At 59.9% G+C, this 20,837-nt stretch carries 19 protein-coding genes and 1 tRNA gene; 3 read left to right on the top strand and 17 right to left on the bottom strand.

Going from position 1 to position 20,837, the window contains the following annotated elements:
- Positions 1–67: 67 nt before the first annotated feature.
- The 5 genes from HNR62_RS12750 to prfC form a co-directional block, all read right to left on the bottom strand.
- Positions 68–1,297 (bottom strand): phosphopentomutase, encoded by a 1,230-nt coding sequence (locus HNR62_RS12750; protein WP_204796472.1) that lies wholly within the window; start codon positions 1,295–1,297, stop codon positions 68–70.
- Between the two features lie 92 nt (positions 1,298–1,389).
- Positions 1,390–2,169: a deoxyribose-phosphate aldolase gene (gene deoC, locus HNR62_RS12745; protein WP_204796471.1), complete on the bottom strand. Its 780-nt coding sequence runs from the start codon at positions 2,167–2,169 to the stop codon at positions 1,390–1,392.
- A gap of 48 nt (positions 2,170–2,217) precedes the next feature.
- Entirely contained in the window at positions 2,218–3,498 is a 1,281-nt protein-coding gene (locus tag HNR62_RS12740) for a NupC/NupG family nucleoside CNT transporter (protein ID WP_204796470.1), read from the bottom strand.
- Between the two features lie 185 nt (positions 3,499–3,683).
- The gene (locus tag HNR62_RS12735) at positions 3,684–4,451 is read right to left on the bottom strand and encodes a TatD family hydrolase (protein ID WP_204796469.1); all 768 of its coding nucleotides are present in this window, start codon (positions 4,449–4,451) and stop codon (positions 3,684–3,686) included.
- A 166-nt stretch (positions 4,452–4,617) separates the two neighbouring features.
- Positions 4,618–6,207 (bottom strand): peptide chain release factor 3, encoded by a 1,590-nt coding sequence (gene prfC, locus HNR62_RS12730; protein WP_204796468.1) that lies wholly within the window; start codon positions 6,205–6,207, stop codon positions 4,618–4,620.
- Between the two features lie 220 nt (positions 6,208–6,427).
- Here prfC and HNR62_RS12725 point away from each other — a divergent pair, with 220 nt between their 5' ends.
- From HNR62_RS12725 to fabG, 3 genes are all read left to right on the top strand, one after another.
- Complete coding sequence (locus HNR62_RS12725) at positions 6,428–7,000, top strand: tRNA-uridine aminocarboxypropyltransferase (protein WP_204796467.1); 573 nt, start codon at positions 6,428–6,430, stop codon at positions 6,998–7,000.
- A 31-nt stretch (positions 7,001–7,031) separates the two neighbouring features.
- Positions 7,032–8,285: a urate hydroxylase PuuD gene (locus HNR62_RS12720; RefSeq protein ID WP_204796466.1), complete on the top strand. Its 1,254-nt coding sequence runs from the start codon at positions 7,032–7,034 to the stop codon at positions 8,283–8,285.
- A gap of 220 nt (positions 8,286–8,505) precedes the next feature.
- Positions 8,506–9,258 carry a 3-oxoacyl-ACP reductase FabG gene (gene fabG, locus HNR62_RS12715; protein ID WP_204796465.1) on the top strand — a complete coding sequence of 251 codons (753 nt, stop codon included), beginning with the start codon at positions 8,506–8,508 and terminating at the stop codon, positions 9,256–9,258.
- On the opposite strand, the gene HNR62_RS12710 is transcribed toward fabG, so the two are convergent.
- The 12 genes from HNR62_RS12710 to HNR62_RS12655 form a co-directional block, all read right to left on the bottom strand.
- Entirely contained in the window at positions 9,255–10,757 is a 1,503-nt protein-coding gene (locus HNR62_RS12710) for a PhnE/PtxC family ABC transporter permease (protein WP_239552794.1), read from the bottom strand. The genes fabG and HNR62_RS12710 overlap by 4 nt on opposite strands.
- Positions 10,757–11,428, bottom strand: coding sequence for an ATP-binding cassette domain-containing protein (locus HNR62_RS12705; RefSeq protein WP_204796464.1), 672 nt, complete (start codon positions 11,426–11,428; stop codon positions 10,757–10,759). Before HNR62_RS12705 ends, HNR62_RS12710 begins: the two co-directional genes overlap by 1 nt.
- Positions 11,428–12,312, bottom strand: coding sequence for a putative selenate ABC transporter substrate-binding protein (locus HNR62_RS12700; protein ID WP_239552793.1), 885 nt, complete (start codon positions 12,310–12,312; stop codon positions 11,428–11,430). Before HNR62_RS12700 ends, HNR62_RS12705 begins: the two co-directional genes overlap by 1 nt.
- Positions 12,313–12,366: 54 nt before the next feature.
- A complete protein-coding gene (locus tag HNR62_RS12695) occupies positions 12,367–12,696 on the bottom strand; it encodes a branched-chain amino acid transporter permease (protein ID WP_204796463.1) in 330 nt (109 codons plus the stop codon).
- Positions 12,689–13,366, bottom strand: a complete 678-nt coding sequence (locus HNR62_RS12690) for an AzlC family ABC transporter permease (RefSeq protein ID WP_204796462.1) — start codon at positions 13,364–13,366, stop codon at positions 12,689–12,691. Before HNR62_RS12690 ends, HNR62_RS12695 begins: the two co-directional genes overlap by 8 nt.
- Before the next feature lie 192 nt (positions 13,367–13,558).
- Positions 13,559–14,938 carry a Re/Si-specific NAD(P)(+) transhydrogenase subunit beta gene (gene pntB, locus HNR62_RS12685; protein WP_204796461.1) on the bottom strand — a complete coding sequence of 460 codons (1,380 nt, stop codon included), beginning with the start codon at positions 14,936–14,938 and terminating at the stop codon, positions 13,559–13,561.
- 5 nt (positions 14,939–14,943) lie between these two features.
- Positions 14,944–16,470 carry a Re/Si-specific NAD(P)(+) transhydrogenase subunit alpha gene (locus tag HNR62_RS12680; RefSeq protein ID WP_204796460.1) on the bottom strand — a complete coding sequence of 509 codons (1,527 nt, stop codon included), beginning with the start codon at positions 16,468–16,470 and terminating at the stop codon, positions 14,944–14,946.
- A 492-nt stretch (positions 16,471–16,962) separates the two neighbouring features.
- On the bottom strand, positions 16,963–18,258 hold the full coding sequence (locus tag HNR62_RS12675) for an Nramp family divalent metal transporter (RefSeq protein WP_204796459.1): 1,296 nt from the start codon (positions 18,256–18,258) through the stop codon (positions 16,963–16,965).
- A 260-nt stretch (positions 18,259–18,518) separates the two neighbouring features.
- Complete coding sequence (locus tag HNR62_RS12670) at positions 18,519–19,517, bottom strand: peptidoglycan DD-metalloendopeptidase family protein (RefSeq protein ID WP_204796458.1); 999 nt, start codon at positions 19,515–19,517, stop codon at positions 18,519–18,521.
- Between the two features lie 76 nt (positions 19,518–19,593).
- Positions 19,594–20,049, bottom strand: coding sequence for a ribosomal protein S18-alanine N-acetyltransferase (gene rimI / locus HNR62_RS12665; protein ID WP_239552792.1), 456 nt, complete (start codon positions 20,047–20,049; stop codon positions 19,594–19,596).
- Complete coding sequence (locus HNR62_RS12660) at positions 20,025–20,402, bottom strand: hypothetical protein (protein ID WP_239552791.1); 378 nt, start codon at positions 20,400–20,402, stop codon at positions 20,025–20,027. Before HNR62_RS12660 ends, rimI begins: the two co-directional genes overlap by 25 nt.
- A gap of 54 nt (positions 20,403–20,456) precedes the next feature.
- Positions 20,457–20,533, bottom strand: a tRNA-Trp gene (locus HNR62_RS12655).
- Between the last annotated feature and the right edge of the window lie 304 nt (positions 20,534–20,837).

Here is a 20,837-nt window from a genome sequence, read left to right as displayed (position 1 = left end):
ATGTGGGCAGATTGACTGCTCCCTTTGTTCTAGGTGTGAACAGCCCACGGGTTTGCTCCGGTAGGCATTACAAAAACGAGGTGCCGTAGTCCATCGGGCTGGTGCCGAAGTAGTGGGCCAGGCTCTGGCCGATGTCGGCGAAGGTGTCACGCCTGCCGAGGGAGCCGGGCCTGAGGCCGCCGCCGAGGCAGATCACCGGCACATACTCGCGGGTATGTTCGGTGCCCGGCCAGGTGGGGTCGCAACCGTGATCCGCCGTCATGATCAGCAGATCATCGGGCTCTAGTCGCGCCAGCAGCTCGGGCAAACTGCGGTCGAAGGCCTCCAGCTCGGCGGCATAGCCGGCGACGTTGCGTCTATGGCCAAAGCTGGAGTCGAAGTCGACGAAGTTGGTCATGATCAGGGTCCTGTCTCCGGCCTCAGCCAGCGCCGCCAGGGTGGCATCGAACAAGGCGTCCAGGCCGGTGGCCTTGATCTTCCGGGTGATGCCGCAATGCGCGAAGATATCGGCTATCTTGCCGATGGACACCACCTGGCCGTGTTTCTCCTCCACCAGCTTCTGCAGCACCGTCGGGGCCGGCGGCGCTATGCTGTAGTCCCGCCGGTTGCCGGTACGGGCGAAGTCGGCGGCGCTTTCGCCGATAAAGGGCCGGGCAATCACCCGGCCTATGTTGTAGGGCATCAGCAGCTCGCGGGCAATTTCACACACCCGATAGAGTCGCTCCAGGCCGAAGTGTTCTTCGTGCGCGGCAATCTGAAACACGGAGTCGGCCGAGGTGTAGCAGATGGGCTTGCCGCTGCTGATGTGCGCTTCGCCCAGTTGTTCGAGGATGCTGGTGCCCGAGGCATGGCAGTTGCCCAGCATGCCGGGCAGTTGCGCCTGTTCGAGCAGCGCCTCGATCAAAGAGGGGGGAAAGCTGTGCTCGGGTTCGAGAAAGTAGCCCCAGTCGAACAGCACCGGCACCCCGGCCATTTCCCAGTGGCCGGACGGGGTGTCCTTGCCGGAAGACAGTTCCTGCGCGTAGCCGTAGCTGCCTGCGACCTCGTTCGGCAGACTTACGCCCTCGGCCACCCGGCCGGTGCTGTCCGCATGGGCATGAAAAAGACCCAGCCGGGCCATGTTGGGCAGGCTGAGGGGTCCCTGTCTGCCCGGGTTACCAGCCGCTGCGGCCTCGCCCCGGTAACAGGCGGCGGCGATATGGCCCAGGGTATCGGCGCCTTCGTCACCGAAGGCGGCGGCATCGGCGGCGGCGCCGATGCCGAAGGAGTCGAGTACCAGCACTATTGCACGTTTCATTGCACGTTTCATTCTGTCTCCTGGTGACATCTCGTTATCAAACGTCTGCATCGGCCTGGCTTCACATCCGGCCTACCGTTATCAAGACCGGCTCAGTAGCCGGTCGCTTGCGTGTTTACATCATCGGCGCCCAGGGTTTGCAGCAGGTTATTCAGCAGGCTGGAGGCTCCGAAGCGAAAGTGCCGGGGGCTGATCCAGTCCGGCCCCATGATATCGGCAGCCAGTTGCAGATAGTCTTGCGCTGCTTCGGTGTTACCGATTCCGCCGGCAGCCTTGAAGCCGACTTCCCTGCCCGAGTCTCGAATGGTCTTCAGCATCACTTCGGCCGCCGCCAGGGTGGCATTGACCGCCACCTTGCCGGTGGAAGTCTTGATAAAGTCGGCGCCCCCCTCGATGGCAAGCTCGGCGGCACGCCGGATCACGCCGGACGTCTTCAGCTCGCCGCTTTCGATGATCACCTTGAGTGTGCTCTCGCCACAGGCGGCCTTGCAGGCCCGTACCAGCACCAGTCCCGCCTGTTCGTTACCGGCAAGCAAAGCACGCCAGGGAAACACCAGATCCACCTCGTCGGCCCCGGCCGCCACCGCCGCGCGGGTTGCCCGCGCGGCACCGTCGATATCGTCATCGCCGTGGGGAAAGTTGATGACGGTAGCGACCTTGACCCTCTCTTCGGCCCCCAGTTCGCGCAGAGCCTGACGGGCCACGGCAATAAAGCGCGCATAGACACAAACGGCGGCGACGGTGCCGAAGGGGGTCACCGCCTGCCGGCACAGGGCAACCACCTTTTCATCGGTGTCATCGTCGTTGAGGCTGGTCAGGTCCATCAGGCTCAGGGCCTGATGGGCGGCTGTTTTCAAGGCGATGTCGGTCATGTTCACTCCTGCCGTCATCCGGGGACGGTTGTTTGCACTGTTAACCGGTTACATTCCCGCCAACGACAGGAAAAAGCCGGCGATGGTGGCGGACATCAGGTTGGACAGGGTGCCTGCCAGCACCGCCTTGAGGCCGAAACGGGCGATGTCGTGTCGGCGACCCGGCGCCATGCCGCCCAGCCCCCCCAGCAGAATGGCCACCGAAGCCAGGTTGGCAAAGCCGCACAGGGCGAAGGAGATAATGGCCTTGGTATGCTCGGACATGGCCTGGCCGGTGCCTTCCACCAGCAGTTCGTTACCGAGATAGGGGGCGAAGTTGATATAGGCGACGAATTCGTTGAGCACCAGTTTCTGGCCGATGAAAGATCCGGCAATGATGGCTTCTTCCCAGGGGATGCCGAGCAGAAAGGCCAGCGGCGAGAATAACCAGCCGAGCAGCAGCTCCAGGCTCAGGCTGTCCATGCCCATCCAGCTGCCGATCCCGCCCAGCAGGCCGTTGATCAGCGCAATCAGGCCGATAAAGGCGAGCAGCATGGCGCCCACGTTCATCGCCAGCTGCATACCGGAGCCGGCACCGATGGCGGCGGCATCGATGATATTGGCGGGCCTGTCCGCTTTCAGTGCTTCGTCAGGGATCTCGAATTCATCGGTCTCGACCTTTTCGGTTTCGGGCATGATCAACTTGGCGAACAAGAGGCCGCCCGGCGCCGCCATGAAGGAAGCGGCAATCAGGTATTCCATCGGTACCCCTATGGCCGCATAACCGGCCAGCACAGAGCCGGCCACCGAAGCCAGGCCGCCGCACATCACCGCAAACAGCTCGGAGTGGGTCATGTTGGCGATAAAGGGGCGCACCACCAGCGGTGCCTCGGTATGGCCCACGAAGATATTGGCGGTGGCCGACAGCGATTCGGTGCGCGAGGTGCCCAGCAGCCGCTGCAAGGCGCCGCCCAGAATCCGGATAATCCATTGCATGATACCGAGATGGTAGAGCACGGCGATAAGCGAAGAAAAGAAGATAATGACCGGCAGCACCCGCAGCGCAAAAATAAAGCCCAGGCCGCTGCTGAAGGCCGCCTCTCCCACCAGGCCACCAAACAGAAAGTCCATGCCGGCGTTGGCGTAGGAAATCACCCGGGTCACGCCGGCCGACAGAGACTGCAGCATCTCCTTGCCTATCGGCACATACAGCACCAGGGCCCCCAGCCCGGCCTGAAGAGCAAAGGCGCCGCCCACGGTTCTGAGGCGAATGGCCGCGCGATTGTTCGAGAACAGGATGGCAATAAGCACCAGCACCCCCATCCCCACCAGGCTCATGATCAAGGTCATATCTCTATCCTTCTCGTTCCGTGATAGCCAGGACAGGCGGCTCCAGCACACCTAGCCCGGCAGTCAGTCTCATTCGAGTTAGCTTATACGAATTCATTGACTACAGAATAGGGAACCGGCGGTAATAATCGAGAAAACACCAATAACATTATGGCGTTCAGAACAAAGGCGGCTTGGGCCCGGGTTCAGACCCAGCCGTACAGCCGGGATACGTTGTGTTCGAGTTGCGCTGCGAGGGTAGTTTCTTCCTGCCGGCGCAATTCGGCCAGGGCGCTCAATACCCGCGGCAGTTGCGCCGGATGATTGGGCTGGCCCTGAAAGCCGCACAGCGGCATATCCGGGGCATCGGTTTCCAGCACCAGCGCCTCTACCGGCATGGCGGCGATGGCCTGCCGGGTTTTATGGGCCCTTGGATAGGTGATGGTGCCGCCGACGCCGAGGTGAATGCCGAGCTTCCAGAACGCCTCGGCCTGCTGCAAAGAGCCGGAAAAACCGTGCAGCACGCCGCCCACCGGCGGGGTGCGCCGCAGCCATTTCAGCAGTTGATCGTGGGTTTTGTGGCTATGCAGTATCACCGGCAGCGATCGATCCCGGGCCAGCCGCAGTTGGGCATTCAGCGCGTCCTCCTGTTCGCCCGGCGCCAGATCGAGATGGGCATCCAGCCCCATCTCGCCCAGGGCCACACAACGCTCGTCGGCACGGTCCAGCGCCTGTGCCAGTTTTTTGTGCCAGTCGGCAGAAGCATCGGCCAGCCACCAGGGGTGCAGACCCAGTGCATAGTAAACACCGGGCAGCGAGGCACAGAGCCTCGGCAATACCGGCCACCGGGCCTCTTCCACCCCCGGTATCACCAGCCGGCGCACGCCAACGGCCTGTGCCCGACGCCAGTGAGCGGGCCTGTTGTCATCGAAGGCGGCAAAGTCGAAATGGCAGTGGCTGTCGGTGAGGTGCATGAGGCTATTCCAGAGTCGGTTCAGATTCAGATCAAGAATACCCCATCACCGAGGTGTATTCCGGAGCAGAACCACAGACGATAGCCGCTTCACAACCGTTATACCGCAGTTCAGAAATAAAAAAGCCCCGGCACTGTGGCCGGGGCTGTTATCGGGAGCTAAGTGATCAATGCTCGCGGGTCTTGCTGAACTGAATATCCGGGTAACGTTCCTGGGCCAGGTTCAGGTTGACCATGGTCGGCGCTATGTAGCTGAGGTTGTCACCGCCATCCAGCGCCAGGTTGTTCGACACCTTGCGCCGGAACTCGTCCAGCTTTCTGGCGTCATCACAGTATACCCAGCGAGCGGTAGAGACGTTGACCGATTCGTAGAGAGCGTCCACGTTGTATTCGGACTTCAGTCGTGCCACCACCACCTCAAACTGCAGCACACCCACGGCACCGACGATGAGATCGTTGTTGTCCAGCGGACGGAACAGCTGTACCGCCCCTTCTTCCGACAGCTGAACCAGGCCCTTGAGCAGCTGCTTCTGCTTGAGCGGATCCCGCAGCCGAATGCGACGGAACAGCTCGGGGGCGAAGTTGGGAATGCCGGAAAACTTGATGTCTTCCCCCTGGGTGAAGGTGTCGCCAATCTGGATGGTGCCGTGGTTATGCAGGCCGATGATATCACCGGCGAAGGCTTCTTCCGCCCGCTCCCGATCGCCGGCCATGAAGGTCACCGCATCGGAAATACTGATGGTCTTGCCCAGACGCACGTGTTTCATCTTCATGCCCTGGCTGTATTTGCCCGACACGATCCGCATGAAGGCGATGCGATCCCGGTGGCGAGGGTCCATGTTGGCCTGAATTTTGAACACGAAACCGGAGAACTTCTCTTCGCTCGCGTTCACCTCACGCTCCTGGGTGGGTCGCGGCATGGGCGCCGGCGCCCAGGTGCTCAGACCATCCAGCACATGATCCACACCGAAGTTGCCCAGGGCGGTACCAAAATAGACCGGCGTCAGTTCGCCACGGAGAAACAGCTCGTGATCGAATTCGGTGGCGGCGCCCAGCACCAGTTCCAGCTCTTCACGCAAGTCGGCAATTTCTTTTTCATCCATCACCTCATCCAGCGCCGGGTTATCCAGCCCCTTGATGATCTTCACATCCTGTATGGTATGGCCCTGACCCGGCTGGTAGAGGATCACTTCATCACGGTGCAGGTGATACACCCCCTTGAACCACTTGCCACTGCCGATGGGCCAGGTGATGGGCGCGCACATCATGTTCAGCTCGGTCTCGACTTCGTCCAGCAGTTCCATGGGATCGCGAATATCCCGGTCGAGCTTGTTGACGAAGGTGACGATGGGGGTATCGCGCAGCCGGGTCACTTCCATCAGCTTGCGGGTTCTGTCTTCTACCCCCTTACCGCCGTCGATCACCATCAGGCAGGAGTCCACCGCCGTCAGGGTACGGTAGGTATCTTCCGAGAAGTCTTCATGCCCCGGGGTGTCGAGCAGGTTGATCAGGCAGTTATTGTAGGGGAACTGCATCACGGAGGTGGTGACCGAGATGCCCCGTTCCTTTTCCATTTCCATCCAGTCGGACTTGGCATGCTGGTTGGAACCCCGGCCCTTGACGGTGCCGGCGGTCTGAATGGCCTGCCCGTGCAACAGCACCTTTTCGGTAATGGTGGTCTTACCCGCATCCGGATGCGAGATAATGGCAAAAGTGCGGCGCTTGGCGACTTCCTGCTGGAATTGCGGTGATGACATGGTCGGCTTTCTTCTACTTTGGTGAAGGAGCAAAGGGCAACGGTCGGCGCTTCGCTCGGGGAACGACAGATAAAACGGCAGCCATTGTCCCCGATCCGGGGCGGATCCTCAATCGACAGTTACGTTCAGCCCACCCGAAATGACGATTTTTGCACCGGTCTTCATCCCGGAGCGGCTTGCCGTTATCATGCTCTTTTGCATCGATGAAGCCCGCCGTATCATGTCTCGATTTTACTGCCACGCCTGCAGCCTTCCCCAGAGCGCCTGCCTGTGCGCGCATGTTTCGCCCCAGCCCTGCCCCTTGCCCGTGCTGATACTGCAGCATCCGCTGGAAGCCAAACACGCCAAGAGCACTGTGCCCCTGTTGCGGCTGGCATTACCCGACATGCAACTGGCCATCACCGAACACCTGGCTCCCCTGCCGCCACCGGCCAGCGGACGCTGGTGGCTGCTGTATCCATCGGAGCAGGCACTGGACCTGGATAGCGCCGGAGTGGCGCTGCCGATGGCCGATATCGGCGGCTTGATCGTACTGGACGGCACCTGGCGCAAGACCCGCCGCTTGCTGCACCTCAATCCCTGGCTACGACAGCTGCCGGCCCTGAGCTTCAGCCGGGCGCCCGCCGGCGCCTACGCCATCCGCAAGGGACCCGGCGGTCAGGCGTTGTCGACCCTCGAAAGCCTGGCCCATGTGCTGAACCGGCTCGATGCCGATTTTTCCCCGGCGCCGCTGCATCGCTTGCTGCGGGCCAGGGTCGCGCAATTTCAGGCGCACAGGGTTCCCGAAGGCTAACCTGAGATGAAACAGGGAGGGTAAGCCCATCATGGAAGCGTATCTGCTGGAATTTGGTAACTTGTTGCTGAGATGGCTGCACGTCATCGCTGCCATCGCCTGGGTGGGTGAGTCCATCTACTTCGTGATGCTCGACAAGGGTCTGAGACCGCCGAAAGACGAAGAGTGCAGTAAAAAAGGCGTCTACGGTGAGATGTGGGCGGTACACGGTGGTGGCTTCTACCACAACCAGAAATACGCCACCAACCCGGAAAAACTGCCGAACAAGCTGCACTGGTCCTTCTGGAAGTCTTATGTCACCTGGCTGTCCGGTTTTGGTCTCTTCACCCTGCTGTATCTGACCAAGCCGAGCTTCTACCTGGTTAACGCCAACAGCCCCTGGGAATGGGCCGCCAACATGGTTGGCTGGCAGGCCAACCTTGCCGCCCTGGCCTTCCTGCTGCTGGGCTGGATTGTGTATAACGAGCTGTGCAAGCGCATCAGCCCCAACATGAGCCGTGATGGTATTCTGAGTATTGCCGTGGCCGTGATGATGGTGGTGGTGGCTTACCTGAGCACCCATATCTTCTCTGGCCGTGCCGCCTTTCTGCTGACCGGTTCCGTCATGGCCACCGCCATGTCTGCCAACGTCTTCTTCTGGATCATTCCCGGCCAGCGCCGCATGGTAAACGCCATGCAGGCCGGTGAAACCCCGAACCCGATTGACGGTTTGCGTGGTAAGCAGCGCTCTGTACACAACACCTACTTCACCCTGCCCGTGGTATTGCTGATGCTGAGCAACCATTACTCCTTCACCTATACCCACCCGCAGTCCTGGGTGATCATGACCCTGTTCATCTTTGCAGGCGCCCTGATCCGTCAGTACTTCGTGCTGATGCATGCCGGTCACATCCGTCCCGGCTATCCCATCGCCGGTGTGGTGCTGATCCTGATCGCGGCATGGTTCGGTGCCCCCGGCGCTCCCAAGACGGTAACCCCCGCTGCAACCCCGTCTCGGGGCGGTGAAGCGAGCACCATGGGTACCGAGCAGAGCACCCCCGAGGTGACCACGGCCCAGGTGCTGACCATAATGGAACACCGCTGCGTGCAGTGCCATGCGGTCAATCCGACTCAGCCCGGCTTTGCCGCCGCCCCCCTGGGCGTGGTGCTGGACTCGGAAGAGCAGCTAACACTGCAGGCCGATCACGTCAAGCAGGTGGTGGCCAGCAAATACATGCCGCTGGGTAACATAACCAGGATGACCGATGAAGAACGCGACATGATCGCCGCCTGGAACGGCCAGTAAGCAAAACGACCTAGCCATCCACTCGGGTCACCAGGCTCCAACCAATACCGCAAAGCAAAATAATAAGCTCGCGCTATCAACTAAAATCTTTATATTTAGCGTAAAATTTAGATTATTTAAGAATAAATTAACAATGCAGCGCACAAAAAGGGCTAGGATCCATGTCGTGGTCCGCTGCAGTGCCAACGGGACCATCCCACTCATTTAAGGATACCCGAGCATGAATATGCCAAATCTTGATATGAATGAAAAAATCTGTGTCGTCACCGGTGCCGCCAGAGGCCTGGGCCGGGCCATCAGCGAAACCCTGGCCAACGCGGGTGCCGCCCGGGTTTATGCCTGCGACATCAACATGGCCCCGGCAGACGACTGGATCGGCAACTACGGCAATATTACCTCCATTACCCTGAATGTCTGCGACCCCAACGCCTTGAGCGCCCTGAACAGCCGCATCATGACCGAACAGGGGCGGGTCGATGTGCTGGTGAACAATGCCGGCATTACCCGCGACGCCCTGCTCGAGAAAATGACCGAATCCGACTGGGATCAGGTGCTGGACGTCAATCTCAAGGGCGTTTTCATGGTGACCCGGGCCCTGCTGCCGCTGATGAAGCTGCAGGCAAAAGGCAGCATCGTCAGCATCTCGTCGGTGGTGGGAACCGATGGCAACATAGGCCAGAGCAACTATGCGGCCAGCAAGGGCGGCATCATCAGCATGACCAGGGGCTGGGCGAAAGAGTTCGTTTATGGTGGCGCCCAGATCCGCGCCAACTGCATCGCCCCCGGTTTCATCAATACCGAGATGACTCAGGCGGTGCCGGCAAAAGTGCTCGAGAAGATGACCGCCCGCATTCCGCTGGGCGCGTTGGGTGAAGCGCAGGATATCGCCGAAGGTGTCTTGTTTCTGGCCGGCGACCGGTCCCGTTACATTACCGGCCAGGTCCTGAAAATAGACGGTGGCCTGGTGCTTTAAAGCATGTCGGCCCGACTGCTCAGATGCAGACGACGACGCAGGCGCCGGGCCAGGGAGTCCACCAGCATATTGAGCCCGGCGCACACCAGCAACAGCACCATGGCCCGGTCGAAGCGGAATTCACTGAAGGCCGAGTCGATGAAAAAACCGAGGGTGGGAATGCCGAGCATACCCAGAATCGCGGTCTCCCGGATCAGGTTTTCGAACCGATACAGGCTGTAGGCCATGAAGGTCCGATACAGGCGGGGCAACACCTCGAAGCAGTACAGGCCAAGCCCCCGGGGCGCATCTTCTCGCAGGCTCAGGGTATCAAGATGATGCCCGAGCAGGTGCGCTATAATGGCGCCGTTGTGCAGGCTGAGCGCGGCAATGGCTGGCAACATGCCGGGGCCGAGCAGCAGCATGCCGATAAAGGCCAGCAGGTATTCCGGCAAGGAGCGCATCAACACCAGACAGCCGTGGCTGCCGGTGCGGGTCAGGCGGTTGCCGAAGCGTCGTGAAATCAACGGAAACCACAACAACGCCAACACACCGGTGACCAGCAGCGCCAATAGCGCCAGCACCAGGGTATTGAAGAGGCCGGGGCCGATTTGCTGCAGCCATAGCCCCTGTAACCAGGGCCAGAGCCCGGCCCAATCGCCGATGCGCACGGGAGCCGGTACCATATCTTCGCTAAAAAAGCGCGCCATCAGCGCCCAGTTCAGGCTGGCCAGCGGCGGCAGCCACCACAGGGACGCCAGCAGATACAGCGGCACCAGCCTGGGCCTGAGCCACCATTTGAGGGTGGCGATGATCAGCACCAGGGCATAGAAGAAGCTGGCGGCCTCGTCGTAATAGCCCTGGCGCAGCAGCGATTCCAGGTGATAACCCAGGGTCGGCAGGCCGATAAAACCCAGCACCGCCGAGCTGCGAATGCCGCACTCCAGCCGGTAGCCGGTATAGGTCGCCATCTGCCGCCAGCACAGCGGCAATTGCAGATACACCAGGCGGGACAACCAGCCCGGTCCGGGTGGCAATGCCTGCTCCGGCGCCGGATCCGCCTCTTCAAACAGCTCACCAAAAATCTTGGCGAAGGTGCCCGCATAAGGCAGTGCTATGGCCAGCACCCCGGCCAGGGCCGACAGTCCCAGCAGTTGAATGAACAGCAGCGCCCAGAACAACTCGTGCACCGCGCGCAATCCCGCCGCCAGTCGGCGAATGCCGCCACGGCGATAACCGGCCGCCAGCAAGAGTCCCAGCACGGCACCCAATGCCACCCCCTGCAAGGCAAAGGCCAGGGTATTGGCCACGGCGGACACCAGGATGCTCATGTCGGGCAGCACAGGCATAAGCAAACCGGCGCCCAGCCGGGACAGCTCGGTCCAGGGATCCACGGCGGTAACAGACAAATCGGCCCAGGGCAGGCACAACAGGACCAGCAGCACAAACAGCAGGCTGCCGTGCACCATGGCCCGCGCGGGGTGGGCCCGAGAGCCAGCCCCGGGCAACAAAAAAGCCATCAGTGATGCCGGTACAGGGTGTGCAGTTGCGCCGCGGTCAGCGCGTCGGTGGCCGCATCCAGTACCAGCCGCCCCTCGCTCAGCCCCACCACGCGAGTGCAGTGAGTGAGTGCCTGCTCCACGTTATGCAGCGCCAGCACCACCGTCTCGTGTTGACCACAGACCAGCCGCAGCAGTTCGTCGGCCTGGTGCTCGTCCAACGCCGACACCGGTTCGTCACCGATGAAGATGGGCTTTTCCTGATACAGGGCCCGGCCCAGGCTGACCCGGCTCTGCTGGCCGCCCGACAACTGCTCGGTGGCCCGCCACAGCTGATCGCCGAGCCCCAGGCGGGTCGCCAGAGTGGCGATCTCCGCCCGCGGGCCTGCCAGCGGCCACACCAGGTTGGCCAGGTTGTACCAGAACGGATGGCGTTCGAGCCGCCCCATGTAGATGTTGTGAAAGGCCGACAGCACGGGCACCAGCCCCGGTTGCTGCGGGCACCAAGCCACCTCGGCCGGGCGCAGCTCGCGCAGCCGACGCAGCAGGGTGCTCTTGCCGGTGCCGGACTCGCCCAGCAGGGCCACTTTTTCACCCCGACGCAGCTCAAGCGTCAGCTCGCGCAGCACCGGGCTGCCTGCATAACCCAGCGACGCCTGCTGAAACCGAAACAGGCTGGCATCCGTGTTCATTACCGGGCGGGATCCATGATGCCGATGGCCACGGCGGTATCGCGAATGGGGGCATAGTCGTCATTATCGGCTTTCACGAAGCCGGAGCGGGGAAAGGCCGCCAGCAACGCCGGATCGGTCATCTCCAGCAATGCCTGCTGTACTTTCTCCTTGAAGCCATCACCGAAGCGAGCATTCACATCGCCGCGAATGCTCCACTGGTAGTCGGGATAGCTCGGCGTGGCCCAGATAACACCGACCTTGCTGTCGTCGATATTGCCCTTGGCTTTTTCCGCCTCCCACACCGCGTAGTTGACCGCGCCCACTTCAAAGGCACCGGACTGCACCAAACTGATGGTTCTGTTGTGGTCACCGGAAAAACCAACCCGGGAAAACAGCTGCTCCGGTGCCTGACCGAAGTGCTGACGCAAGAAGAACTCGGGCATCAGCCGACCGGAGGTGGAGCCCTTGTCGCCGAAGGTAAAGCGCTTGCCGGCCAGCTCGGCGGGTAACTGCTCACTTTCGGTCAGACCCGTGCTGCTGTGGGCGATGATGTAGCTGACGAACTCGGTGTCTTCCTTGCCCTGGGCGATGGCCTCGCTGCCGGGTACCAGCTCGCGGGCCTGCACCCCGGTCAGGCCGCCGAACCAGGCCAGTTGCACCTGATCGTTACGAAAGGCGCTCACCGCCGCCGGATAGCTCTTCACCGGTATGTATTGCACTTCCACACCCAGCTTGTCGGTCAGGTAATCGGCTATCTTTCCGAAGCGCTCGGTAAGGTGCCGCTCGTCCTGATCGGGAATGGCGGTAAACACGAAGGGCGCGGCCTGCGCCGGTATCAGGGTGCTCAGGCACAGAGTCGCCAGGCCCAGCAGCCGGGCACGAAAAGAAACAGTAATGGTCATGATCACAAGTCCAAAAAATGGGGGGCCCGGATTATAGCCGATAACGGGCCCGGATCAGAGCCCGAACCAGCCATTCATCAGCGTCATATACACCAGGGTGCCGGCCAGAATGCTGAGCAATGCCTGCCGCCGCCACCATTGCAGCACCGCCACCACGGCCACCGCCATCATCTGTGCGCGGCCGTCGGCGGGGCTGCTCCAGTTGTGTACCCCCATGGCGTACAGGGTCAACAGCACCATCATGGCCACCGGCAGGCGCCGCCCCAGCACCTGGATACGCCGGTGATGGGCAATAAAGCCCCGCGCCACGAAGGGAAAGGCGCGCAGGCCAAAGGTGACTGCGGCCATGATCAGCGCCGCCAACAGATAATCCAGTTCAGCCATGAGCGGACTCCCTCCTTTTTTGTTCGGGCCAGGCCAGCAACACCAGCACCAGCATCACGGATGCCGTCAGCAGGAAGTACTCGCTTATCCAGACACCCGCCACCCCGGCGGCCCCCAGTCCCAGCACCACGGCCCCCCAGTCTTTTCTGGCGCGAATTTGCTCCACCGCCAGCACGGTAAAGAGGGCGGTCAGGGCGAAGTCCAGCCCCTGTAACCCCGGCGGCAAGCCGCGCGCCAGCAGGATGCCGACCAGGGTGCCCAGCACCCAGTAGCTCTGGTTGAACAGCACCACCAGCAGCGCCGTCTTGCTGTCGTTCACCTGGCCCGGCGCACTGAGCAGGGAATAGGTTTCGTCGGTGATGCCGAAGATAAAATAGGGGCGGCCAATCACGCCGTTGGGCAGCAGATGATAGAGCGACAGGCCGTAAAACAGGTGGCGAAAGTTGACCAGCAGCGAGGCCACCGCCAGATCGATCCAGCCAATCCCCGCCGCCAGCATACCCACCGCCAGATACTGCAGGGCGCCGGCGTAAACGATAATGCTCATCAAGGGAGCCCAGTACCAGCTGAGCCCCGCATCGATCCACAGCACGCCAAACACGGCGCCCAGTGGCAAATAGCCCATCATCACCGGCAGGGTGAGCGGCAATACGCCACGCCAGCTCGTCATCGTATTCACTCCAGCTTTCATAAAACATTAAAAAATAAAGGATTGGCTGGCCACTGGCAAGCTGCTGCGGTCCGACGGCGCGGATCGGCGGATCGGCGGATCGATCGATGGCAATCTTGGTAACGGCAGGCTCTGATCACAAAAAGGGAGCCGAAGCTCCCTTTTTTACCGTTTTACGTCATTTCCAACCGATTACAGCGCCTTGAGGATGTTGTCCACGCTGTCTTTGGCATCGCCGAACAGCATGACGCTGTTTTCGCGGAAGAACAGCGGGTTCTGCACCCCGGCATAGCCGGTGTTCATGGAGCGCTTGAACACCACTACCTGCTGGGATTTCCACACTTCCAGCACCGGCATGCCGGCGATGGGGCTGGCCGGATCTTCTGCCGCAGACGGGTTGACCGTGTCGTTGGCGCCAATCACCAGTACCGTGTCAGTATCGTTGAAATCGTCGTTGATCTCGTCCATTTCCAGCACTATGTCGTAGGGCACCTTGGCTTCCGCCAGCAGGACGTTCATGTGCCCGGGCAGACGACCCGCCACCGGGTGAATACCGAAGCGCACCGTCACCCCGGCCGCGCGCAGTTTGGACACCAGTTCCGCCACCGGATACTGAGCCTGCGCCACCGCCATGCCGTAGCCGGGAGTGATGATAACCGAACTGGAATTCTTCAGCATCTCGGCCACGTCTTCGGCGTTCACTTCGGTGTATTCGCCGTCTTCTTCCTCCCCCCCGCTGCTCACGGCACCGTCGGAGCCGAAGCCACCGGCGATGACGGACACGAAGGAGCGGTTCATCGCCTTGCACATGATGTAAGACAGGATGGCACCGCTGGAACCCACCAGGGCACCGACGACGATCAGCAGGTCGTTGGACAGCATGAAGCCCGCCGCCGCCGCCGCCCAGCCGGAGTAGGAGTTGAGCATGGAGATCACCACCGGCATGTCGGCACCGCCGATGCTGGCGACCAGGTGCCAGCCAAAGGCCAGGGCAATCAGGGTCATCACCAGCAGGGCGAAAGTCGAGCCTTCTACCTGTACAAACCAGATCAGCAGCAGGGTCGAAAGCACCACCGCCAGCAGGTTCAGCTTGTGACGGTGCGGCAGCATCAGCGGCTTGGACGACACCAGGCCGCGCAGCTTGCAGAAGGCGACGATGGAGCCGGTGAAGGTAACGGCACCGATGAAGACGCCGAGAAAGACCTCGGTGTTGTGAATGTTGAGCATGGCGCCGGTCATGTCGCCGTGGCTGATGTAGGTGTTGATACCCACAAATACCGCCGCCAGACCGACAAAACTGTGCAGGATGGCGATAAGTTCCGGCATTTCGGTCATTTCGACCTTTAACGCCAAACGAATACCAATGGCGGCACCGATGGCCATGGCCACGATGATCCAGCCCAGGCCGGTGACCTCGGGGTTGAAGATGGTGGCCAGCAGGGCAATCGCCATGCCTGCAACACCGTACCAGTTACCGGCCTTGGCCGATTCCTGCTTGGAAAGACCACCCAGGCTCAGAATAAAGAGCACGGCGGCAACAATATAAGACGCAGTTACAAGTCCTTGTGACATTTTTATTAGCCCTTCCTAAACATCTTCAGCATACGGTGTGTCACGGTAAAACCGCCAAACACGTTGATTGACGCTATCAGTATTGCCACAAAGGCCAGAAAACTGACAAAGCCACCGGCCCCTACCTGAGACAAGGCGCCCACGACGATAATTCCCGATATGGCATTGGTCACCGACATCAGAGGCGTATGCAGCGAGTGCGACACGTTCCACACCACGTAATACCCCACGATGCAGGCCAGCACGAACACGGTGAAGTGAGACAGAAACTCCGCCGGTGCCACGGCCGACAGCCAGGCGAACAGCAAGACGCCCACGCCCCCCAGATAGTACTTGAGGTTACTGGGCTGCCTGGCGTGAGGTTCGGCCTTCGGCTGTGCCTGAGCGGCCGCCTTGGGGGCGGCAGACACGCTGATGGCGGGCGGCGGGAAGGTGACTTCGCCGTCTTTGACCACCGTCATGTTGCGCAGTACCACGTCGTCGAAGTCGACCTTGATGTTGCCGTCTTTTTCCTTGCACAGCAGCTTGGCCAGGTTGACCAGGTTGGTGGCGTACAGGGTGGAAGACTGGGTCGGCAGCCGACCGTTGAGGTCGGTATAGCCGATAATCTTGACACCGTTATCGGACACGAACAGCTCGCCGGGTTGGGTCAGCTCGCAGTTGCCGCCGTTTTGCGCCGCCAGATCCACGATCACCGAGCCCGGATGCATGTTCGCCACCATCTCGGCGGTAATCAGCTTGGGTGCCGGTTTGCCGGGGATAAGCGCAGTGGTGATGATAATGTCGACTTCCTTGGCCTGAGCCATGAACAGCGCCATTTCGGCGTCGATGAAGGCCTGGCTCATTTCCTTGGCATAACCGTCGGAAGAATCTGCGTCTTCTTCGTAGTCGAGTTCCAGGAACTCGCCACCCATGGAGTTAATCTGCTCTTTAACCTCGGGGCGGGTATCGAAGGCGCGCACTATGGCACCCAGGGAGCCGGCGGCACCGATGGCGGCCAGACCGGCCACACCGGCACCAATCACCAGCACCTTGGCAGGCGGTACCTTGCCGGCGGCGGTGATCTGACCGGTAAAGAAGCGACCGAATTCGTGGGCGGCTTCCACCACGGCACGATAACCGGCGATGTTGGCCATGGAAGACAGGGCATCCAGCGACTGGGCGCGGGAAATACGCGGCACCATGTCCATGGCCATCACGGTGACGCCCTTGTTCCTGAGCTGCTCTACCAACTCGGGGTTTTGCGCCGGCCAGATGAAACTGACCAGGGTGGTGCCTGCCTGCAGCCGCTCGATTTCATCGGCGGTGGGGGCATTCACCTTGTAGATAATGGCGGCTTGCCAGACCTGTTCGGCCGCGACCAGTGTGGCGCCGGCCGCCTCATAGGCGGCATCGTCAAAGCTGGCCTTGCTGCCCGCGCCCTGTTCGATACTGACGTCAAAACCCAGTTTACGTAACTGTTCGACCGACTTGGGGGTCGCCGCCACCCGAGTCTCGCCGTCAAGCGTTTCCCTTGGAATCCCGATTAACATAATAAATCCCTGATTAATGTTGATATCGCATCGGATAAACGAGGCGTATCCGGTTTGGGACAAGCTGTTCCTTCAACTTCAGGCAGCCTTGCCGTTGATTATTTCAGGCTGAATAACGCAGTCCAGCCCGGGGATGCCTTATCTGGCCAGTCCAAAACGACGCCTTGATATTTTTTAATGCTGCAAACATCGAAATCTCGATATTTATTGCCAAAAAGCGTGACAAGATAAGGAGATAGCACAAGAAAACGACAACACCACCAGCACTATACTGCCTCTTTAGCCAAAAGATTAATCGATCTTTCCTCGAGGCTTAATAGGCTATGGCTTTCAATCACTAACATATCATCTATCGGCAAGCAAGCTGGCGGGGAGTTAAGCGAGGGGTTAAGCGGGGGATTAAGCGGGGGATTAAGCGAGGGCGAGCACGGAAATGACGGCGAAAAAAACAGGGGGCCAGAGGCCCCCGCAAACATGTTTTAACCACGTCGGTTATTTCACCAAAAGATACCAGTAACCGAACAGCAGGTTGAAACCGGCAAGAAACAGGATGCCGGCCCAGCTCAGGCCCTTCATGCCGCGCCCCAGACGATACTGCTCCGGCACCCGCGGCAACGCCATCAGGCGGTAGTTCAACCAGGAAAAGACCAGGGCGCTGATAAAGGCCGAAATCATGGCGAACTCCAGCATCGCCAGCAGGGCTCCCTTGAAGAACATGACGATCAGGGCGCCGACAATCCCCATCACCACCATAACGGGATAGGTATAACGGCTGCCGTTACCGGTGGCGTCACTGCCCTGTGGCTGACCAAACTGTACGCAACATTCACTCAACACCCGGCTGTAACCGTCGAGCACCGTCACTGTGGTGGAAAACATGCACAGGAAGGCAATCAGGGCAATCAGCCAGCGACTCCACTCCCCCATGACGCCGGCATAAACGTTCACCAGCTGATGCGCGAAGGCAATGCCCGAGGTCGCCAGGCTTTCACCGCTGCCATGCAGCACCAGGGTGCCCAGAGCAACAAAGGCGAGCGCCAGCAGGGTAGAGGTCACATAGCCCACGTTGAAGTCGACCAGGGCGTCCTTGTAATCCAGCGCGCCACCCAGATTTTTTTTCTTCTGGCGCAGCCAGACGCTGTTCCAGGACGACAGCTCGATAGGCGCCGGCATCCAGCCCATCAGCGCGACCAGAAATCCCACCGAGGCCAGATTCCAGGGGCTGGGCGAGACAAAATCGGGCTGCGCCACGCCACCTTGATTCAAGGCGATAAACACGGCGGTCACGGTGGCGATAGCCAGCCCCACGATAATCCACTTGGTCACCCGGTCCAGGGTCTTGTAATGACCGGTGATCAGGAAGGCCAGAGAGCCCGCCAGCACTATCATGCTGAGCTGGGTCACATTGAGGCTGTCGCCGATAAATAGCCCCAGTATGCTGCCGCACAACATGGCCACCCCGGCGGTACTGACCACGGAGGCAAAGAGGTTGAGCACGGTAAACAGATAGAGATAGCCTCGGCCGATGCGATCATAGCCCTGGATCAGGGTCTCGTCTGCCGCCATGGTGTAGCGGGCACCGATTTGAAAGAAAGGATACTTGATCAGGTTGACCAGCAGGATCAATCCCACCAGCTGCCAGCCGTAAATGGCACCGGCCTGGGTGGATGCCACCAGATGAGAACCACCGATGGCGGCCGCGGCCCCCAGAATCCCCGGCCCCAGTACTCTCATGTAGTGACTTATGCTACGAGGAGCCTCATCTGCCACACCGACTAACTCTTTCATCTTGCTTTCCTGACTTTTTACTTTGATTTTAAAGCGAAAAAGAAAGTAAAAGGCCACAGCAAAAAGGAGAAATCAACTGCTTTTTCGCGTTGCCAGCCGAAGACTAAAACATAAAAATCCAACATCAAGTTGAATTTCAGTTTTTAACTTCAACAATAAAACCCGACACCCTTTATATTGTCTTAATACCGGAAAAGAACCCTATATAACGCCAAACCACATTTCAGCATATTACACTGCTCACCACCCTATTCACCACCCTACTCATCACCCCACTCATTGGCCTGCAACCAGCGTCCGGCGATGGGGTAACTGCCTTGCAGGGTAAAGGGGATAGACTCCCTTCGCCCCTGATGATCGACCTGTACCGCCAGGTGTAAATGGGGGCCCGAGCTGTAACCGGTGTGGCCGGACGCCGCTACCCGTTGCCCGGCTTTTACCTTGTCGCCTTTTTTCACCTGCAGCGAGCCGGTTTGCAGGTGGGCATACAGCGTCATGGTGCCGTCCGCATGTCGCAGTCGCAAATGGTTGGCCTTGCCCCGGTATTTTGCCTTCAGGCCTCCTCCCACATGATGATCCACCGCGACCAACACCACGCCGTCCCGGGTAGCGTAAAGCGGGGTACCTATCGGCAGGGCGATATCCAGGGCATAGCGATTGGATGGCTTGTTATGACTGAACTTGCCGTTAAAGCCCTGAGTAACCCGGTAGCGTCCGGCGACCGGCGAAGCCAGATCTATCGTTGCGGACAAAGTGGATGGCGGTAATGAGCGGTTAAAGACAGTCTTGGATGGTATCAGGGTGGAGCCGGCGATTTTCTGCACCTTGCGGTCGCTGCCGGCCGGCCTCAGTGCGTGATTGCTGTAGGCAAAACCATAGTCGTAACGCCAGTCACCGGCTGCTTGGGCGGCCAGTTTGCCGATAAACCTTTCTTCCCGCGGGGGCAGCCTGATCACCTGTTGCATCTGGTCGGGAATACTGACGTTCTTTTCCTGGGTGAAGCGAAACGTCAGTTCGGTTTGGGTGGGCAGCCGATTCAGTGCGAAAAAATAGTGACCGTCTTTTTTCTCGACCACCCGCACCAGCACACCGTCGCGGTTAATCGCATCCTGATGGGCGCTCGAATGGCTGGCCGCACGCAACTGGTTATCCGTATAGTGCACCATGCCGTTGGCGTCCTGATAACGGTAGATATTGGCGTGAGAGAGCGGTGACCACAGCAATAAGGTACTCAGCAGGCAAATCCATGAGCCTCTCATTCTTCATCCTTGCAGAAAGAGTGTTTGCATTTGAGTATAGAAGCAGTCGGGCTGCTTATTCATCAGCGCTTGTTCATCAGCACTTGTTCATCATGATGGCATCTTCAGGCCCGGTGATGCCCTGATAGTAATGTCGGCGGCGGCCGCTTTCCACATATCCGCAGGAAAGATACAAGGCTCGGGCAGCGATATTCGATTCTCTCACCTCCAGCCAGAGCCGAGTAAGACCCTGCCGCTCGCAGAGGCGCAGATAATGTTCCATCAGCTGGCGACCCAGCCCGCCCCCTTGCTGCCCGGGAGACACGCAGATGTTCATCAGGGTGCTTTCATCCAGGATACGGTCGGCAATAAAGTAGCCCAGCAGCCGCTCCTTAAGCCCTTGCTCGGGTAACCAGAGAGAGCCGGTAATGTAACGCTCACCGAAACTGTCGGCCAGCAGGCGCCGGCTCCAGGGATGAACATGAGCCGCCTGCTCCACCACCAGCATGGCGTCCAGATCATCGGCACTCAGTGGGCGAAACAGAGGCTGCATAAGCGGCTCCAGAGTTCGCGTTTATGAGAGGGCGTCAACGGCAGGCTGCCATGCCAGTGGAAGGCGGTGGTATCCCCGGTCAGGCTCAGCCCGAGCATCGCCTTCGCCGCCGGCATGCCGGCCGCCAGCCAGGCGGCTTCATCCATCACCTGTAGCTGGGTTTCATTCAGCGACAGCGCCTGCATCAGATCGGTGCCTAATAAAGGCGGCAGCAGTTTGCCCTGCCCGGTGACCAGCAGCACTTCTGCCATTTCGGGGGGGGGAGCAGGCGCATGAGGAAGTCGCTCGGGATGCGCGCAGCGCCAGGTGGGCAGTTTCAACAATTGCCTTAATTGTGCTTGTAACGGCGTCATAGATACTCCATAACGCAAAAAGCCAGCGGTTAGGCTGGCTTTTCGAGAAGAAGTTGGCAGGGGCGGAGGGATTCGAACCCCCAACCGTCGGTTTTGGAGACCGCTGTTCTACCAATTGGAACTACGCCCCTGCAATACGAGGCGAATTATAACGATAGCCCTTTAAAGGTAAAGCGCTTTTTCGCAGCCATCGGTTCGTTCGCTTATCTTTTCACCGCCCTGGCTGCTGCACTCGCCGGATTTTGCTTTGGGCACACATTTCTCTATAATCTGCCTGATTTGCAAGCGCCCGGAGTGAATGGAATAAATGCTCGTTTCTGTACCCGAACGTCAGGCTGTTTTTACACCCGCACGTCGTGAAAACGGCGGCGCTTGCAATGAGTTAGCTCTAATGGCCCCGTTCAGGGGCTTTTTTATGGTCTTCACTTTACACCT

The sequence above is a fragment of the Oceanisphaera litoralis genome, from assembly GCF_016907015.1.
In the GTDB taxonomy this organism is placed as follows: domain Bacteria; phylum Pseudomonadota; class Gammaproteobacteria; order Enterobacterales; family Aeromonadaceae; genus Oceanimonas; species Oceanimonas litoralis.
This window is presented reverse-complemented; position numbering and strand designations above follow the sequence as displayed.

Coding starts and splice junctions, on each gene's coding strand:
- HNR62_RS12725 (WP_204796467.1), top strand. CDS start 6,428: ATGTCTCGATTTTACTGCCACGCCTGCAGCCTTCCCCAGAGCGCCTGC.
- rimI (WP_239552792.1), bottom strand. CDS start 20,049: ATGCAGCCTCTGTTTCGCCCACTGAGTGCCGATGATCTGGACGCCATG.
- HNR62_RS12690 (WP_204796462.1), bottom strand. CDS start 13,366: ATGACGAGCTGGCGTGGCGTATTGCCGCTCACCCTGCCGGTGATGATG.
- fabG (WP_204796465.1), top strand. CDS start 8,506: ATGAATATGCCAAATCTTGATATGAATGAAAAAATCTGTGTCGTCACC.
- pntB (WP_204796461.1), bottom strand. CDS start 14,938: ATGTCACAAGGACTTGTAACTGCGTCTTATATTGTTGCCGCCGTGCTC.
- HNR62_RS12695 (WP_204796463.1), bottom strand. CDS start 12,696: ATGGCTGAACTGGATTATCTGTTGGCGGCGCTGATCATGGCCGCAGTC.
- HNR62_RS12705 (WP_204796464.1), bottom strand. CDS start 11,428: ATGAACACGGATGCCAGCCTGTTTCGGTTTCAGCAGGCGTCGCTGGGT.
- deoC (WP_204796471.1), bottom strand. CDS start 2,169: ATGACCGACATCGCCTTGAAAACAGCCGCCCATCAGGCCCTGAGCCTG.
- HNR62_RS12680 (WP_204796460.1), bottom strand. CDS start 16,470: ATGTTAATCGGGATTCCAAGGGAAACGCTTGACGGCGAGACTCGGGTG.
- HNR62_RS12740 (WP_204796470.1), bottom strand. CDS start 3,498: ATGACCTTGATCATGAGCCTGGTGGGGATGGGGGTGCTGGTGCTTATT.
- HNR62_RS12750 (WP_204796472.1), bottom strand. CDS start 1,297: ATGAAACGTGCAATAGTGCTGGTACTCGACTCCTTCGGCATCGGCGCC.
- HNR62_RS12670 (WP_204796458.1), bottom strand. CDS start 19,517: ATGAGAGGCTCATGGATTTGCCTGCTGAGTACCTTATTGCTGTGGTCA.
- HNR62_RS12675 (WP_204796459.1), bottom strand. CDS start 18,258: ATGAAAGAGTTAGTCGGTGTGGCAGATGAGGCTCCTCGTAGCATAAGT.
- prfC (WP_204796468.1), bottom strand. CDS start 6,207: ATGTCATCACCGCAATTCCAGCAGGAAGTCGCCAAGCGCCGCACTTTT.
- HNR62_RS12710 (WP_239552794.1), bottom strand. CDS start 10,757: ATGGCTTTTTTGTTGCCCGGGGCTGGCTCTCGGGCCCACCCCGCGCGG.
- HNR62_RS12700 (WP_239552793.1), bottom strand. CDS start 12,312: ATGACCATTACTGTTTCTTTTCGTGCCCGGCTGCTGGGCCTGGCGACT.
- HNR62_RS12720 (WP_204796466.1), top strand. CDS start 7,032: ATGGAAGCGTATCTGCTGGAATTTGGTAACTTGTTGCTGAGATGGCTG.
- HNR62_RS12735 (WP_204796469.1), bottom strand. CDS start 4,451: ATGCACCTCACCGACAGCCACTGCCATTTCGACTTTGCCGCCTTCGAT.
- HNR62_RS12660 (WP_239552791.1), bottom strand. CDS start 20,402: ATGACGCCGTTACAAGCACAATTAAGGCAATTGTTGAAACTGCCCACC.